The organism is Bordetella muralis (assembly GCF_965139205.1).
Classification (GTDB): Bacteria; Pseudomonadota; Gammaproteobacteria; order Burkholderiales; family Burkholderiaceae_B; genus Bordetella_A; species Bordetella_A muralis.
In genome coordinates this window covers 64,760-79,567 of the sequence record NZ_CBCSIU010000014.1, presented here as the reverse complement: position 1 = coordinate 79,567, position 14,808 = coordinate 64,760, and the positions used below count along the sequence as shown (strand labels likewise).

General features: G+C 58.0%; 13 protein-coding genes and 1 tRNA gene. 5 read left to right on the top strand and 9 right to left on the bottom strand.

Annotated features, from left to right (window positions below; genetic code table 11):
* The first annotated feature begins 51 nt into the window (after positions 1 to 51).
* The gene (locus tag ACNA0I_RS18745) at positions 52 to 909 is read left to right on the top strand and encodes a LysR substrate-binding domain-containing protein (RefSeq protein WP_415807550.1); all 858 of its coding nucleotides are present in this window, start codon (positions 52 to 54) and stop codon (positions 907 to 909) included.
* Positions 910 to 1,001: 92 nt separating this feature from the next.
* Positions 1,002 to 1,078 (top strand) — tRNA-Arg (locus ACNA0I_RS18740).
* Positions 1,079 to 1,219: 141 nt separating this feature from the next.
* On the opposite strand, the gene ACNA0I_RS18735 is transcribed toward ACNA0I_RS18740, so the two are convergent.
* A complete protein-coding gene (locus ACNA0I_RS18735; protein ID WP_415807549.1) occupies positions 1,220 to 1,564 on the bottom strand; it encodes an EthD family reductase in 345 nt (114 codons plus the stop codon).
* Between the two features lie 64 nt (positions 1,565 to 1,628).
* Positions 1,629 to 2,381 carry an SDR family oxidoreductase gene (locus tag ACNA0I_RS18730; RefSeq protein ID WP_415807547.1) on the bottom strand — a complete coding sequence of 251 codons (753 nt, stop codon included), beginning with the start codon at positions 2,379 to 2,381 and terminating at the stop codon, positions 1,629 to 1,631.
* An 86-nt stretch (positions 2,382 to 2,467) separates the two neighbouring features.
* On the opposite strand from ACNA0I_RS18730, the gene ACNA0I_RS18725 reads away from it, so the two are divergent.
* The gene (locus tag ACNA0I_RS18725) at positions 2,468 to 3,154 is read left to right on the top strand and encodes a TetR/AcrR family transcriptional regulator (protein WP_415807546.1); all 687 of its coding nucleotides are present in this window, start codon (positions 2,468 to 2,470) and stop codon (positions 3,152 to 3,154) included.
* 154 nt (positions 3,155 to 3,308) lie between these two features.
* Positions 3,309 to 4,001, top strand: coding sequence for an aspartate/glutamate racemase family protein (locus ACNA0I_RS18720; protein WP_415807544.1), 693 nt, complete (start codon positions 3,309 to 3,311; stop codon positions 3,999 to 4,001).
* 37 nt (positions 4,002 to 4,038) lie between these two features.
* On the opposite strand, the gene ACNA0I_RS18715 is transcribed toward ACNA0I_RS18720, so the two are convergent.
* The 3 genes from ACNA0I_RS18715 to ACNA0I_RS18705 all read right to left on the bottom strand — a co-directional run bounded on the left by ACNA0I_RS18715 (position 4,039) and on the right by ACNA0I_RS18705 (position 6,429).
* Positions 4,039 to 5,151 carry an alkene reductase gene (locus tag ACNA0I_RS18715; RefSeq protein ID WP_415807543.1) on the bottom strand — a complete coding sequence of 371 codons (1,113 nt, stop codon included), beginning with the start codon at positions 5,149 to 5,151 and terminating at the stop codon, positions 4,039 to 4,041.
* Between the two features lie 62 nt (positions 5,152 to 5,213).
* Entirely contained in the window at positions 5,214 to 5,507 is a 294-nt protein-coding gene (locus ACNA0I_RS18710; RefSeq protein WP_094822372.1) for an ArsR/SmtB family transcription factor, read from the bottom strand.
* Between the two features lie 118 nt (positions 5,508 to 5,625).
* Complete coding sequence (locus tag ACNA0I_RS18705; RefSeq protein WP_415807541.1) at positions 5,626 to 6,429, bottom strand: AraC family transcriptional regulator; 804 nt, start codon at positions 6,427 to 6,429, stop codon at positions 5,626 to 5,628.
* Between the two features lie 222 nt (positions 6,430 to 6,651).
* Between ACNA0I_RS18705 and ACNA0I_RS18700 the strand changes: the two genes are divergently transcribed.
* The gene (locus tag ACNA0I_RS18700) at positions 6,652 to 7,959 is read left to right on the top strand and encodes an MFS transporter (RefSeq protein WP_415807601.1); all 1,308 of its coding nucleotides are present in this window, start codon (positions 6,652 to 6,654) and stop codon (positions 7,957 to 7,959) included.
* A gap of 140 nt (positions 7,960 to 8,099) precedes the next feature.
* On the opposite strand, the gene ACNA0I_RS18695 is transcribed toward ACNA0I_RS18700, so the two are convergent.
* The 4 genes from ACNA0I_RS18695 to ACNA0I_RS18680 all read right to left on the bottom strand — a co-directional run bounded on the left by ACNA0I_RS18695 (position 8,100) and on the right by ACNA0I_RS18680 (position 14,723).
* Positions 8,100 to 9,092 carry a Bug family tripartite tricarboxylate transporter substrate binding protein gene (locus tag ACNA0I_RS18695; protein ID WP_415807539.1) on the bottom strand — a complete coding sequence of 331 codons (993 nt, stop codon included), beginning with the start codon at positions 9,090 to 9,092 and terminating at the stop codon, positions 8,100 to 8,102.
* Positions 9,093 to 9,227: 135 nt separating this feature from the next.
* Positions 9,228 to 10,559, bottom strand: coding sequence for an NAD(P)/FAD-dependent oxidoreductase (locus ACNA0I_RS18690; RefSeq protein WP_415807538.1), 1,332 nt, complete (start codon positions 10,557 to 10,559; stop codon positions 9,228 to 9,230).
* Between the two features lie 34 nt (positions 10,560 to 10,593).
* Positions 10,594 to 12,672 (bottom strand): hydantoinase B/oxoprolinase family protein, encoded by a 2,079-nt coding sequence (locus ACNA0I_RS18685; protein ID WP_415807536.1) that lies wholly within the window; start codon positions 12,670 to 12,672, stop codon positions 10,594 to 10,596.
* Positions 12,672 to 14,723 carry a hydantoinase/oxoprolinase family protein gene (locus tag ACNA0I_RS18680; protein WP_415807535.1) on the bottom strand — a complete coding sequence of 684 codons (2,052 nt, stop codon included), beginning with the start codon at positions 14,721 to 14,723 and terminating at the stop codon, positions 12,672 to 12,674. The genes ACNA0I_RS18685 and ACNA0I_RS18680 overlap by 1 nt, the downstream gene beginning before the upstream one ends.
* Between the last annotated feature and the right edge of the window lie 85 nt (positions 14,724 to 14,808).

Here is a 14,808-nt window from a genome sequence, read left to right as displayed (position 1 = left end):
GATATCGAATTATTCTTTGCAGTACGTCAGTTTTTCTCACATACTCTCTGCATGAGATCGCTTCCTCCTTTATCGGCCCTGAAAGCCTTTGAGGCCATTGCCCGCACCGGCTCGGTGACCGCAGCCGCGCACGAGCTGCATCGCACGCACGGCGCAGTGAGCCGCCAATTGCGCATGTTGCAAGAGCACGCAGGGATCGCGCTGTTTGAGAAACAGGGCAACGGGTTGCGCCTGAATGCCCATGGTGCGGAGTTGTATGCCTTGATCCGCCCCTTGTTCGATCAACTGGAAACGGGCTACGAAGGCCTATTGCGCCGTGCCCGTCATCCCGGTCTGCATGTGGCATGCAGCGCGACGTTCGCCATGCGCTGGCTGGTGCCGCATCTGCCGGATTTTTATCGCCTGCACCCCGATATCCGCATTCGTTTGTCCATGACGTCGGCCCGCGAACTGCACAGCGAAGGCGCCGATTTGCTGATTGCCTGGGATCTGAGCAGCGCGGCCTATTCGCAGGCCGATCTGGCTGCAGCGGTACCGCTGGCGCCGGTGGCATTCGGCCCGGTACACGCCCCAGGGCGAAAGGGCGTGCGCAAACCCACGGTACGTATCGCCCACGATTTCACCGCCAGCGCATGGACGCAATGGCACCGATTGTCCGGTCGGGACCTGAGACTGACGAGCGAAATCACGTTTCCCCATACTCATCTTTGTATCGAGGCTGCGGTGTCGCGTTTGGGGGTCGCCCTGGTAGAGCAGCGCCTGGTGCGTGGCGAGCTGGAGGAGGGGACTCTGGTTGCGCCATATGGCTTTGTGCCATTTCCGGATCGCCTGATGGCGCTGCCCGCGCAGGGGCGGCCGGCCAATCCGCATGCGGCGGCGTTTATCGATTGGTTGCGGGTGGCATTGTAGGGACAGATCCGACGGAATCCGTTTATCGTCGCAACGACTCGATCTGTCATTTGCATAGATATAAAAAAACGTGCTATAGTCTTCTTCTTGCAGCGCCCGTAGCTCAGTTGGATAGAGTACTTGGCTACGAACCAAGGGGTCGTGGGTTCGAATCCTGCCGGGCGCGCCAAATTTAAAAAGGGTCTCCATTGCGGAGACCCTTTTTGCGTCAGTGACGATCATTGACGCTTGGTCGTTGCCGTGGCCTTTCTGGTTTCTGCGGAAGCTTCGTTCATTGTCGGAGCATGCAACGACGTGAACGGCGGCGCCTTCATGGGCCCAGCTCCTTGAACAAACTACGCACCACGACTGGCGCGTCGGTGAAGTTCTTCACATCGTCCATGACTCGCTGCGTTGCGGGGCTTTGCAGCGCGTCATGCATTCCCTGCACCGAGGAAAAGGTGTAGATGCCAATGGATTTCCAGTCGCCGGCTTCGGCGTACGGGAAAAATGCTTCCACAGATTGAAGTCCATACTGCTCCCAGCATGCCCTCGCCAGCGCAAAATGAGCATTCGCATAGTAGTCCCGATCAAATCTCGTGTTAGCGTCGCCAGCGCAAACGACAATCATCTTTGTCATGTTTTCTCTCTCATTGTTCGCCATGATTTTCGTCATAGCGAACTCAACTGAATTTGCCGTGCATACAGGGCCTGACGAAGCAGTCCCCCTCGGGTGGTACTCAGGCGTTGATACCGCCATCGACAAGAATGCCTGAACCGGTTACATAGGCGGCGCCTGGCCCGGCGAGGAAGGCGACAGCCTCGGCGACCTCTCGGGGCTTGCCATAGCGGGCAATCGACAGGTTCGGGAGTATCGACGGCGCGAGCGGGCCATCGGCAGGGTTCATGTCGGTATCAATTGGTCCGGGGCGGACCAGATTGACAGTAATGTCGCGAGAGCCCAGTTCGCGGGCGAGACCACGAGTGAAGCTCTCCATCGCGGATTTAGTGGCCGCATAGACTGCGATACCAGGGAATGGGACAGCCAGGCCCGCATTGCTGCCGATCGTGATGACGCGGCCGCCATTCGGGATGTGTTTCAACGCAACCTGGGTGGTCACGAAGACGCCGCGTACATTGATGTTCAGTTGCAGATCTATCTCTTCCAATGACTGCGAGGAAAAGTCACCCGCGATGAGGACACCTGCGTTATTGACCAGGATGTCAAGACCGCCAAGGTCGGCTACGGTCTGTTCGACCGCCGTCTTCGCGGCTTCCGGGCTGGCGGCATCGGCTTGGATGGCGACGGCCTTGCGGCCCAGGGCGCGAATCCTGGCGGCGAGGGCCTCGGCCTTTTCGGCCGATTTCTCGTAGGTGATAGCGATGTCGGCGCCGTCTTCGGCCAGCTTCAGTGCAATGGCTGCGCCAATGCCGCGCGCTGCACCGGTGATCAGCGCTCGCTTACCGGCGAGAGGGAGGGCGGGAGTGTTCATGACGGTATTCCTATGCTAAATTAATTTTGTGTCATTCATTACAGAATGATATCTACGCCACTCTGCTGATGCAACAGGATTATGTAATGATCAGTAAAAAAATAGACTGTACGGTGCCGCGCCGATCGACGCCCCCCGCTCCAAAGCGGGGCCGCCCTGTCAGTTTCGACCGAGACGAAGTGCTGGAACAGGCAATGAGCGTCTTCTGGGCAAAGGGCTTTGGCGGCGCTTCAATGAGTGACCTCACGGCGGCCATGGGCATTGCCTCGCCCAGCCTCTACGCAGCCTTCGGCTCCAAGGAGAGCCTCTATCGGGCAGCCCTCGATCACTATGTGGCGCTTCATAAGGAAGCCGTATCGCGCATCATGGAACTGCCGACAGCGTATGAAAGTATTGAAGGCCTGTTGCGCAACGCCGTCATTGTCTTTTCTCGTACCGATTTCCCGAGCGGATGTATGGTCGAACAGACAGCCGGAGAAGCCTGTGACATGTCTGCCGAACTCATGGCGGGCCTGCGCGAAATGCGCGCGGCGAATGACGAGAACTTCTTCGCACGGCTGCGCAAGGGGGTTGAGGACGGCGATGTCGCCGCGGGAACCGACATCCGCGCGGTCGCCGCCTTTTACGCCACTGTCAACAAGGGCCTGAGCCTGAGCGCGCGAGGTGGGACCGGCCCGGACGAGCTGAACTCCGTCGTCACTTCGGCCATGGCGGCCTGGCCGCTGCTGGTGGAGGCCCGAAAGCAACGCACCTCCGACAAGGACTGCTTTTGATAAAGATCGTCGCGCGCCCGGCCGGCACATCATCAAGGAGCGCTACGGCGGTTGTCCAATTGGGCCACGGCTGCGCTGATGACGACAACCTTCTCTTGATTACCGCAACTCTATTTCTTGTTTGACGATAACACCGCGATCGGTCTGGAAAGCTATGAAAACAATTGGAATCCTGGGAGGCATGTCTGCGGCCTCGACGCAGATTTACTATCGCAAGATGTGCGAGATCACCCGGCAGCGCCTTGGTGGCCTGCATTCTCCCGAGCTGTTGATCCGTTCGCTGGATTTCGCAAAGATCGAGAAGCTGCAGGCCGGCGGCCAGTGGGATGAGGCAGGATATATCTTGAATGCCGAGGCCAAGGCATTGGAGCGTGGCGGCGCAGACTTCATCGTTCTGGCAACAAATACCATGCACAAGCTGGCTGGCCAGATGATGCGGGCAGTCGGCATTCCGTTGCTGCACATCGCAGATGCGACGGCGGATCGAATCAAGAAAGCGGGCCTCCATTCCCCGGGCCTGATGGCTACCGCGTTTACTATGGAGCAGGACTTCTACATCGATCGCCTCAAGGCAGCTGCGCTCCAGCCTACAGTGCCCGATGCCGCTGATCGAGCCGAAGTGCATCGCATCATCTACGACGAACTGTGCCAGGACATGATCACCACGGCTAGCCGCACCATCTATGAAAGCATCGCGCAACGCCTGGTCGGAAAGGGAGTGGACTGCGTGATCCTGGGTTGTACGGAGGTTGGAATGTTACTCAACCAAAGCAATGTCCCCGTTCCCGTCTTCGACACTACCCTCATCCATTGTGAGTCCGCTATCGACATGGCATTGGCTCAGTAGAGCAGATGAGCCGCATGGCCCATCTGCAGGCAGGCCATCAGGCCAACACGGGATAGTCGAGATAACCCTTGGTGCTGCCACCATAGAACGTCGTATTGTCCGGCGTGTTCAGTGCAGCGCCTTCGCGCAGGCGGCGTACCAGATCGGGATTGGCGATGAATGGCTTGCCAAAGGCGATCAGGTCCGCCTGCCCGGATTCGACAACATCTTCGGCGAGCTTGCCGTCGTAACCATTATTGGCCATCCAGGCGGCTTGGCCGCCGGCTTGTTCATATGTCCGGCGCAGCGCCGCGTAATCAAACGGTGCCTCGCCCTGTTGGAAATGGCGGTCGCCGCCGGTGGCGCCTTCGATGATGTGCACGTAGGCCAGTTTGTAGCCAGCCAGGATGCGCACGACGTGGTCGAACAGCGGCTGCGGGTTGGGATCGCTGGCGTCGTTGGCGGGCGTGACGGGAGAAATACGGATGCCGGTGCGGCCGGCGCCGATTTCCTCGGTGATGGCCTGGACGACCTGGCTCAGCAAACGGGCGCGGTTTTCGATGCTGCCACCGTATTCGTCGGTACGCAGGTTGCTGCCGCTGCGTAGGAACTGATCCAGCAGATAGCCGTTGGCGGCATGGATTTCCACACCGTCAAAGCCGGCCTCGATCGCTGCGCGCGCTGCGCGACGGTAGTCCTCGACAATGCCCGGCAATTCGCTTAATTCCAGGGCGCGCGGCTCAGAGGTGGGGACGAATTCGCCCGTGCCGTCATCGTGTACCAGATAGGTCTTGGATTTGGCTTGCACGGCCGAAGGAGCGACAGGCGCGCCCTGGTTCGGCTGCAGCACGTTGTGCGAAATACGGCCCACGTGCCACAACTGCACGACGATTTTGCCGCCTGCTTGGTGGACGGAGTCCGTGACGCGTTTCCAGCCGGCGATCTGATCGGCCGAGTAGAGGCCGGGAACTTGCGCGTAGCCTTGTCCCTGATGGGTGATCGCAGTGGCTTCGGTGATGATGAGGCCGGCGGTAGCGCGCTGCGTGTAATACGTCACCATGTCAGCGGTCGGGACGGCGCCCGGCGCGCGGTTGCGGGTGAGGGGCGCCATGGCGATGCGATTGGACAGTTGCAGGTCGCCAGCGGCGATGGGATCGAAAAGAGTAGGCATGGTTCGGGTCGTGTAATGAGTGGCGGGGTGAGGGAAGTCGTACGTCAATAGGGGCGTGGGCCCTAAAGATCCTGGCCTAGTTCACGTAGAAAGGCCGAGATCGTGTCCTCGTTGCGTTTGTAGAAAATCCACTGGCCAATGCGGCGCGTGGTGACCAGGTCGGCGCGCTGCAAAACAGCCAGATGCGTGGACATGGTGGATTGAGACAGCCCGCAGCGCTCGAATTGGCCCGCACATACTCCGATGTCCAGGGGATGTTCCTGGGTGGAGAAATGCTTTTCGGGCGTCTTGAGCCACTGCAGAATTTCGCGGCGCACCGGATTGGCCAGCGCTTTGATGATGAGATCAATGTCCATGTCGTATGGATTCAGTATATCGGGTTTTTTCGAATTATAAATCTGCAAATCTAGATATATCAATATACTGAAAATTGAAGGTCGGCAGAGTTCTTGACAGGAATTCCGAATAGCGCGCTCAGGCCTCGCGCAGATAGGCTTGTGGTGGTGCGCCCAGAGCCCGACGGAACATGGCGCTGAACGCGCTGGGGCTGTGATAGCCCAGCTCGGCGGCTACGCGGGTAACAGGCTGGCCGAGAGAGAGGCGATGCAAGGCGTCGGCCAGCCGTACCTGCTGCACCCATTGCCGATAGTTCAGTCCCAGTTCCGCCTGAAACAGCCGGATGAGAGTCCGGCCACTGGCACCGACCTCGTCGCCCCAATCGTCCACCGTGCGGTTCAGGCTCGGCTGAGCCAGAATGGCGCGGCAGACAGTCTGCAGTCGCCGGTCCTGGGGCCAGGGGATCTGGATCGGGATCGTTGGTGCGGTCTGCAATTCGGTCAGCAGTAACGTGGCGATCTGCCCGCCCCGGCCCTCCAGCGCGTATTCGATAGGCTCGGCGGCCAGGGCCAGGATCAATTCGCGCAACAGGGCAGATACTTCGATGACCTGACAGTGTTTCGAGAGGACTTCGGCGGCATCGGCACGCACATACAAGGTACGCATTTGCACTGTGCCCACCATCTCGATGCCATGGGTGACCCCGGGCGGCACCCACAGGGCGCGCAGCGGCGGCAGTGTCCAGAAACCGTCGGGCGTGCTGACGCGCATGGCTCCCTCGATTGCATACACCAGTTGGCCGCGCGGGTGACTGTGCGGTCCAGTGGTCGCGTTGGGCACAAAGGACTTGGCCAGGGCTGTGATCAGGCGCGGGACGTGCTGATAGTCGTCGGCGTTGCGGCTGCGGGTAGGGTCCAGTGGCGGTATGGAGCGCGCGGGCATGGTGACTCTGTCACTTTTGCGATAAAAGTTGGCATATTTGTGTATTAGGGACTTTATACACTGTTTGTTTGCAGTAATCGCCCTCGCGTTTCGGGCGGGTGGGCGATTCGTTGTCTGGTCCCGAGATCCCTGGCGAGCTGCCGTCCGGTTTCTGATTTCCTACGCGATTTGCTGACATCTATGACTTCTTCACAACCAGCCAATTCCGGCTCCGTCTCCGCCATGCCTGCGGGTGCAGGCCTGGTTGAGCCTGCTTTTGCCGCTGCAACGACGGACCACGGCGTGCCGGCATCTTCGGCACCTGCCACGCCCACGGTCTCTGCAGCGTCCGTGACGCAATCGTCGACCTCGTTCAAGGTCCTGGGCGCGATCAGCGTGGCCCACATGATGAACGACATGATCCAATCGATCCTGTTGGCCATCTATCCCATGTTGAAAGACTCATTCAATCTGAGTTTTTCGGAAATCGGTTTGATCACGCTGACCTATCAGATCGCGGCGTCTTTGCTGCAGCCTGGCATCGGCCTGTACACAGATAAACGGCCGACGACGTATTCCTTGCCGATCGGCATGGGATTTACGCTGGTGGGTTTGTTGTTGCTGGCCTATGCGCCGTCGTTGCCTTACCTGCTGGTTGCCGCGGCGTTGGTAGGAACGGGGTCTTCGGTATTTCACCCTGAATCGTCGCGGGTTGCGCGCATGGCCTCGGGCGGGCGCCATGGCCTGGCGCAGTCGTTGTTTCAAGTGGGGGGCAATGTGGGCTCGGCGCTGGGGCCCTTGTTGGCTGCGCTGGTCATCATCCCTCACGGACAGGCCAGCGTCGCGTGGTTTTCCCTGGCCGCGTTGTTCGGCATGATCGTGCTGGTGGGAATAGGGCGTTGGTATGGCGCCAACAGGGCGCTGCTTAAACCCAAGGCAAAGGCGGCGAGTGGCGGCACGACATTGACTCGCCATCAAGTGCTGGGCGCGTTAGGCGTGCTGGGACTGCTGATTTTCTCGAAATACTTTTACTTGGCCAGCCTGAATAGCTATTTCACGTTCTATTTGATCGACAAATTCGATTTGCCTGTGCGCACCGCGCAGTTGTACTTGTTCTTGTTCCTGGCTGCTGTCGCTTTTGGCACCGTTGCCGGTGGGCCGGTGGGGGATCGTATTGGCCGCAAAATCGTCATCTGGTTTTCTATCCTGGGCGTGACGCCATTCACATTGATGTTGCCGCATGCCAATCTGTTCTGGACAGGCGTGCTGGTTGTGATTATCGGGGTCATCCTGGCCTCGGCTTTTTCGGCCATCGTGGTGTACGCGCAAGAGCTCGTGCCTGGCAAGGTCGGCATGATCGCCGGACTGTTCTTTGGCTTTGCGTTTGGCATGGGAGGGCTGGGAGCCGCCGCGCTGGGCAAATTGGCGGATGCGACGAGCATCAGCTATGTCTATGAGCTTTGCGCCTATTTACCGTTGCTCGGCGTTGTCGCGTTTTTGTTGCCTGATATTGAGGGAAAGAAACGGGCTCGCGTCGCACGTACATCGTGATTTGCGGTAGGCCGGGGCGTTGTGTCGAGGGCCGTGACAAATCCAGCTAACCGACCGGCACAAGTGATGTGGATCATTGGCGCGGTACACCTCGATCACCATCTGTAGGCGACGCCTGATCGTTCCGTTAATACGGTAGGCTACGACGGTTTGATGCCAGCAGCTTCGACATATTGCTTCCAGCGCATCTTGTCTTCTTTGACAAAGCGGTCGATTTCCTCGGGAGAGGCTGCCGGGTAAGTAAGGAAGCCTTGCTCGGCAAACGCCTGTTGTACGGCCGGCTGATCAATGATTTTTTGCAGCTCGCTATTGAGTACATTGATAATCTCGGCCGGCGTCTTGCGTGGCGCGAAATAGGCGTGCCAAGTGACCACTTCGTAGTCTTTTTTGATGGCGCTTGCGATGGTAGGCAATTCAGGCGCCCAGGGAAGCGGCTCGTTGCTGGTTACCGCTAGTGGAACAAGCTTTCCTGCTTTTATGAGTGGGCTGACTACTGACCACGCATCGATCTGAAAAGTGTTGCGCCCGGCGGCCAGATCCGACATCGCTGTCATGTCTTTGTAGGGAACATGTAGTAGATTAGGAAAGCCGATCTTTTCGCTGAATAGGGTGCAAGCGATATGACTGGACGTACCGACGCCGTACGAACTGAAGCTGCATCGCGAAGGATCTTTGCGGATGTATTCGATCAGTTCTTGTATCGTTTTTACGCCCAGGCCCGCATGTGTCACGAGGACCAGCGGCAGTTTGGCGGTTCGAGAGACGGCGGCGAAATCGTGATCGGGGTCGAAAGGCAGGCTGCGGTACACATAGGGATTGATGCAGAACGGTGTCGCGGTGGAGTAAAGCAGTGTCTTGCCATCCGCCGGAGAAACGGCGACCTGGCGTGTACCGATGTTGCCTGCTGCACCTGGTTTGTTTTCGACGACAAAATCAGCACCGAGACGCTTTGCGAGTCCCGTCGTTAACAGGCGAGCGATCACGTCTGTGCTGCCTCCAGCTCCGTACGGCACAATCACCGTGACGGGGCCATTCGGGTAACGCTGTCCTTGCGCCAACGCAAGGCGGGGGAGAGCGGCTGCCCCACATAGTCCTGACAATATTCTCAATGCTTGACGGCGCTGACTATTCATAGATAACCCCTTGTTGTTGGACCACGTTTGCACCCGTCCTTTGTCATAGTGGAGTGGGTGCGAGAACTGATTCCGCCTTTAGCGGACTGGAATAACAAAACAGCTTGTGAGAAACCTAGTCGGAAGCGTGGTGTGTTAGCCGGCTCTCCAATGGTCGTACGCATCGCGCGCTTGATACCAGCTTCCGATCGCGAACAGGAACCAGGTGTTCCCGAAGTAAAACGGATGGCCGGGAATCTCGCCCATATCGAAGGCATTGATAGGGTCACGGGATTGCGAAGCAATTTTGCGGCCGATGCTGTGACCCAGATAACTCATCATGGCGACGCCACTGCCGTTGCAGCCCACGGCGTAATGCAGTCCATCGGCCCCTCCGATGTGAGGCATAGAGTCCAGCGTCATCGCGACATTGCCACCCCAGCTATGGCTAATTCGTGTTCCTGCCAGTTGGGGAAAACGTTTGAGCATGGCGCGGTGCAGGAGTTGGGCTGTGGTGCGCTCGCTAGCGGGCGTGAATCGGGCCCGTCCTCCAAACAAGAGACGCCGGCCATCCGGGGAAAGTCGATAGTGGTTAACGACACGGCGCGACTCCGAAACAGCCCGGTTGGTGGGGAGCAGGCTGGCCGCCAAATCTGCAGGCAACTCCTCTGTTGCGACCATGTAAGTTCTGATCGGTACGACCTTGCGTTTTAAGCCGGCCATATTCGGACCGGTATAGCCGTTGGTGGCGATCACGACTTGTTGGGCGTTTACCTTGCCACGAGGGGTGGCGATTTGGTAGCCACTGGAGGTTCTCTGTATATGTTCAACGGGTGTGTTGCCGTGGACGCGTGCACCCGCTTCGCGTGCCGCACCTAACATTCCGCCATAGAGTTGCGCGGGATGCAGATGTCCGGCTTGCTCTATTAGTGCTGCACCATGGTAGATGTCGGATCCGATTTCTTGGCGTAGTGCGTCGCGAGAAAGCATGCGTGCGTGGGATTCCGTGCATGCATTCAATTGATCGATGCGGGCGGACCAGGCCTTGTAATGCTCCGGCACCCACATGGTGGTTAATCGCCCTGTCTTCTGCCAGCCGCATTCAATGTTGTGCCGTTGAATCAACGCTTCGACATAGCGCATAGACGCCGACGCATCTCGTAGCCGAGCGGCCAATCGCTGCTCTCGTTGCGCCGTGCTTTCGCCCACTGCAGCCAGGGCTTTTTTCTGCACATTGACACCACCGGACATCTGGCCGCCAGACCGAGTGCTGGCGCCTTGACCGGGAAGCCCGGCTTCTAGCACCAGCGCCTCTATACCGGCCTGGCGTAGTGTCAGCGCGCAGCAAATACCGGTGTATCCTGCACCGATGATGACGACGTCCGCATGCTGAGGTAGCGTGTCATCCCCGGTTGCCGGCGGAGCAAACGCCTCCCACCAATATGGTCGCAACTGAAAATCCGACGTAAAGATGTCCGAAGAGGCCATGCTACGCTCCTGGTAGGCGGCTTGTCCGTGAGGGTTACCGTGACATTGTTGTTTGATTGTCGATAGACGAGAGCGGTGGAAGCTCAGCGTACCGTTCAGTCAGTTCAACGTAAATCTTGTTGATATCGGATGCGCCACCATCCGCAGGCGGGGTGGTATCAGCCAACGCCGCAAACATCTGGTGTTTGACGAAATGCCGCCAACTGACCGGGAGATCCGCCATGATTTTTGTCATGGCGTCATAGCGCTCGGCCGTCCAGATACTTTCGAATTTCGATCGGCCCGGCCCGTAATCGAAATGGTCACCACTGTCATGCCTATCCGTTCTCACTTGGCGTGTGGCCACTTCATCGAGGACGAGGCGTTTTCGCGCCCTTGCATCTCCTTGTTTGGATGCGGCCGCAGATGGGCTGTTGTCGCATACGCGTTCGTGGCGCACAACCACGCCATACGCGTCGCGCGCTCGTTGTATAGACACGAAGCCGCAGCGTACGTCCTCCAGCACAGCCTCGGCGGGTCTGTCATAAGGATGACCATAGCCACCTCCTGCTGGGCCTTGTAAACGAATGACGTCGCCCGGCGCGCAGTTCACCAGGTCACTGTTGCGCAATTCCTCGGCGCGATCGGAGTCCGGATTTTTAGTGAACCGAGAGTTTGCTCCGGCGCGTCCTTCGAGTACGCCCCACGCGGCCAATTCCGATCGGTTGCGGTTTCTCGCGGTCACGACGCCATTGGGAGCAAGCAATTTGAATTCCATCGTGGCGGCATTACCCCCGCGCAGTTGGCCAGCGCCGCCCGTATCGGGTACGAGTCCATAGCGGATGATTTCGATGGGAACTTCGGCTTCGTTGATTTCTACAGGGGTGTTTTTCAAGAATGCGTTGTTGGCACCGCAGCCTTCTACGCCGTCATATTTTGGTCCACCGCCACCGCCGCCGCCGCATGGGCCGATGGACGCCAATACCTGGCGTCCTGCTCGCGTTGCTGTCTTCACGTTCAATAGGGTCGAACCACCGGCAGGGCACGCGGGGAGACGATCGGGCAGTGCGCGACTGAAAACGCCGAACGTGCACGCCTGGATCACGGCGGCCATCAGGCTGCGCATTCCTACCGCGGCCGGGGCATGGGGATTGACGACAGACCCTTCGGGCAACACGGAGTTCATGGGCCGAACGGTGCCGGCGTTCAACACATTATGCGGAGCCAGCGTGTGCAACACGTAGATCAAGCCGACGGTAATGACAGAGTGATGTTGATCACCGCCCGTTGGGACGTTCAGCGATGAGGCGACTTGTGGATCACTGCCGGTAAAGTCCAGCTCTAACGAGTCGCCTCGCACGCGCAGGGTCATATGGATGCGGCAAGGATAGCCGCCAACTGAGTCTTCATCCGCATATTCGGAGAATGTATATTCACCATCAGGGATGTCGCGAATGAGGGCGCGTGTTTGTTGCTCCGCATAATCCAGGATGGCTTCGGCACCCTGCATGAATTCTTCGACACCAAAGCGATCAATGATCTCGTGTACTTTGCGTTCTCCTACGTTTAACGCAGCGATTTGAGCATTGAGGTCGCCCTGGTTTTGCTCTGGCATGCGCACGTTGACTTGCAAGATGCGCAGTAATTTTTTGTCAATCACACCATCGCGCATCAACAACATGGGAGGAATACGCAGCCCTTCTTGGTGGACTTCGGTCAGCGTACGTGAAAGCGAAGCCGGTACGGCACCACCCATGTCTGTGTTATGAATATGGGTGCCGATAAAGCACACAAGTTTCCCGCCGCGAAATACCGGTTTCCACGCATGCATGTCAGGAGTGTGTGTGGCAACGTGGCCGCTGTAGGGATCATTTGTCAGATAGATGTCACCCTCGCGGTAATCATCGAACATGGCGATGACGCGCCCGTAATCAAGGCCCGTGTACCAGGTGGCGCCGAATGTCTTGGGTGAGGCAAACGTTTTGCCTGAGGGCGTCAGCAACTGTGCGGAAAAGTCTTCGGTTTCCTTGACGAAGGTTGAATAGGCCGTACGCATGAGCGTATAACCCATCGCCTCGGCGGCGGCTGTGCAGTGGTTCGCGAGAATCTGCAGGCGAAAGTTGTCTACGCTCATTATTCTGTCGCTCCTTCGGAAGTGATGCGCAGATTGGCAAATTCATCCACGCGGCATACATAGGCGGTGGGGATTACTGTCGTGCAATCGTCTTGTGTAATGATGGCGGGACCATTGAAGGCATGGCCCGCATGCAGTGCCGAACGGCGATAGAGATCGACGTCTCGGAAACCTCCATCTACCCAAACACGCAACGATTTTTCGGGCGTGGGCGTGCCGTGTTGGACGGGCTGGCGAGGAAAGCGTGGTTTGTTGTTATTGCCTGAGATGACAATGCGCAGGCTGACGAGCTGCACAGGGGCGCGCTCATCCGCATGGCCATATAACTGTCTATGCATGGCGTGAAACGCCTGGCCAAGGGCCTGTAGATTGTTGGCCTCCAAGTCGGCAGGGTTGAGCACCGTGTCGATTTCGTACGACTGGCCGCGATAGCGCATTTCTGCCGAGTAAACGAGTTCGGCTGATTCGATGTGTCCTTGTTCTTGCATCAACCATTGTTCTGCACGCTCACGTAGAACGGCGAACTCTTCACGGACGAGAGCGAGATTGGCAAGGGTAAGGTCGGTATAGACAGTCTTTAGAAAATCGCTTTTCAGATCGGCAATCAGACCGCCCTGTGCACTGAGCGTGCCAGGCGAAACGGGTACGACAATTTCTTTGACTTTGATTTCGCGGGCAAGAAAACATCCCAGCATCGGCCCCGCGCCACCAAAAGCCAATACGGAATAGTCTCGAGGATCGATGCCATAGCGTGACACGAGTCCGCTAACCTCGCTGTACATGCCGGACACCGCGATCTGAATGATGGCTTCAGCGGTTTCTTCGATGCTGCGTCCCAGCTTGAGTGCCAGGACTTCCACGGCTTTGCGAGAGGCTTCGACATCGACCTCTACGGCTTGATAACCCAGGTCGGAGTGCCCGACCAGACCGCAGCATACAAAAGCATCTGTGATCGTGGCGCGGGTGCCTCCTCGCCGGTAGCAAGCGGGACCGGGGCGAGAGCCCGCGCTTTCGGGGCCGACCTGCAATACGCCCAATGAGTCCACCCAGGCAATTGAGCCTCCGCCTTCGCCCACAGAAGAAACTGACACCGAAGGAATATGGATCTGGAAATCGCCGATCAATTCGCCTACGCCATATTGAGGTTTCCCATCAATAATCACGGCGATGTCGGCACTGGTGCCGCCGATATCCAGGCTGAGACAACGATCAATACCCGCAGTCGCTGCAACATGGCTCGCCCCAATCACGCCGGCGGCTGTGCCAGAAAGAATCATCTGTACGCAATCGTGTTTACCCTGTTCGGCGGTCATCACGCCACCGTTCGATTTCGTCAGTCTGGGCTCGGGGCGTACGCCGGCATTTTTCAAGGCCTGCTGGAGAGAGGTTAAATAGTGCGCGACGCGAGGTTGCACATAGCCGCCAATGACCGCGGTGATAGTGCGTTCGTATTCTCTGATGATTGGCCATGTCTCGCTTGAGCAGAAAACTGGCAAGCCCGGCGCGATCGACTCGACGATTTCCTTTACTCGCAATTCGTGCACTGAGTTGCGATAAGAGTGCAATAGTGAAACGACGATGCCTTCCGCGCCCTCGTCCATGGCCTGCTGCACAGCGCGTTCGACGCTGGCCTCGTCCAGCGGTTGCCGAATGGAACCGTCTGGCGCCATGCGTTCCGCGATGCCGAACACCATGCTGCGTTTGATCAATGGGGCGGGGCGACGCGACAGTAGGTGATACATGTCGGGCGTTTTCAGTCGGGCAAGCTCCAGGACATCGCAGAAATTTTCCGTGGTGAACAGCGCCAAACTCAGGCCTTTGCGCTGAATGACCGTGTTAATACCTACTGTCGTGCCGTGCGTGAAATAGCTGATTTCTTCGGGGCGTATGCCATAGCGCTCTTGCAGCATACGAATGCCGGCGATGACTTCTTCGCCAGGCTGATCAGGACGGGAAAAAACCTTCAGACTTTTAATTTCGCCGCTTGCTTCATCAATGACCGCGAAATCCGTAAATGATCCGCCGATATCAACACCAACCCTGTATCCCATTAGAGCTCCCGGTATGTGCCGCGAAGTCGTGAATCCGCACTTGCTGATCACTACTAGATCGGCTATGATTTTTCACTGGATGAAC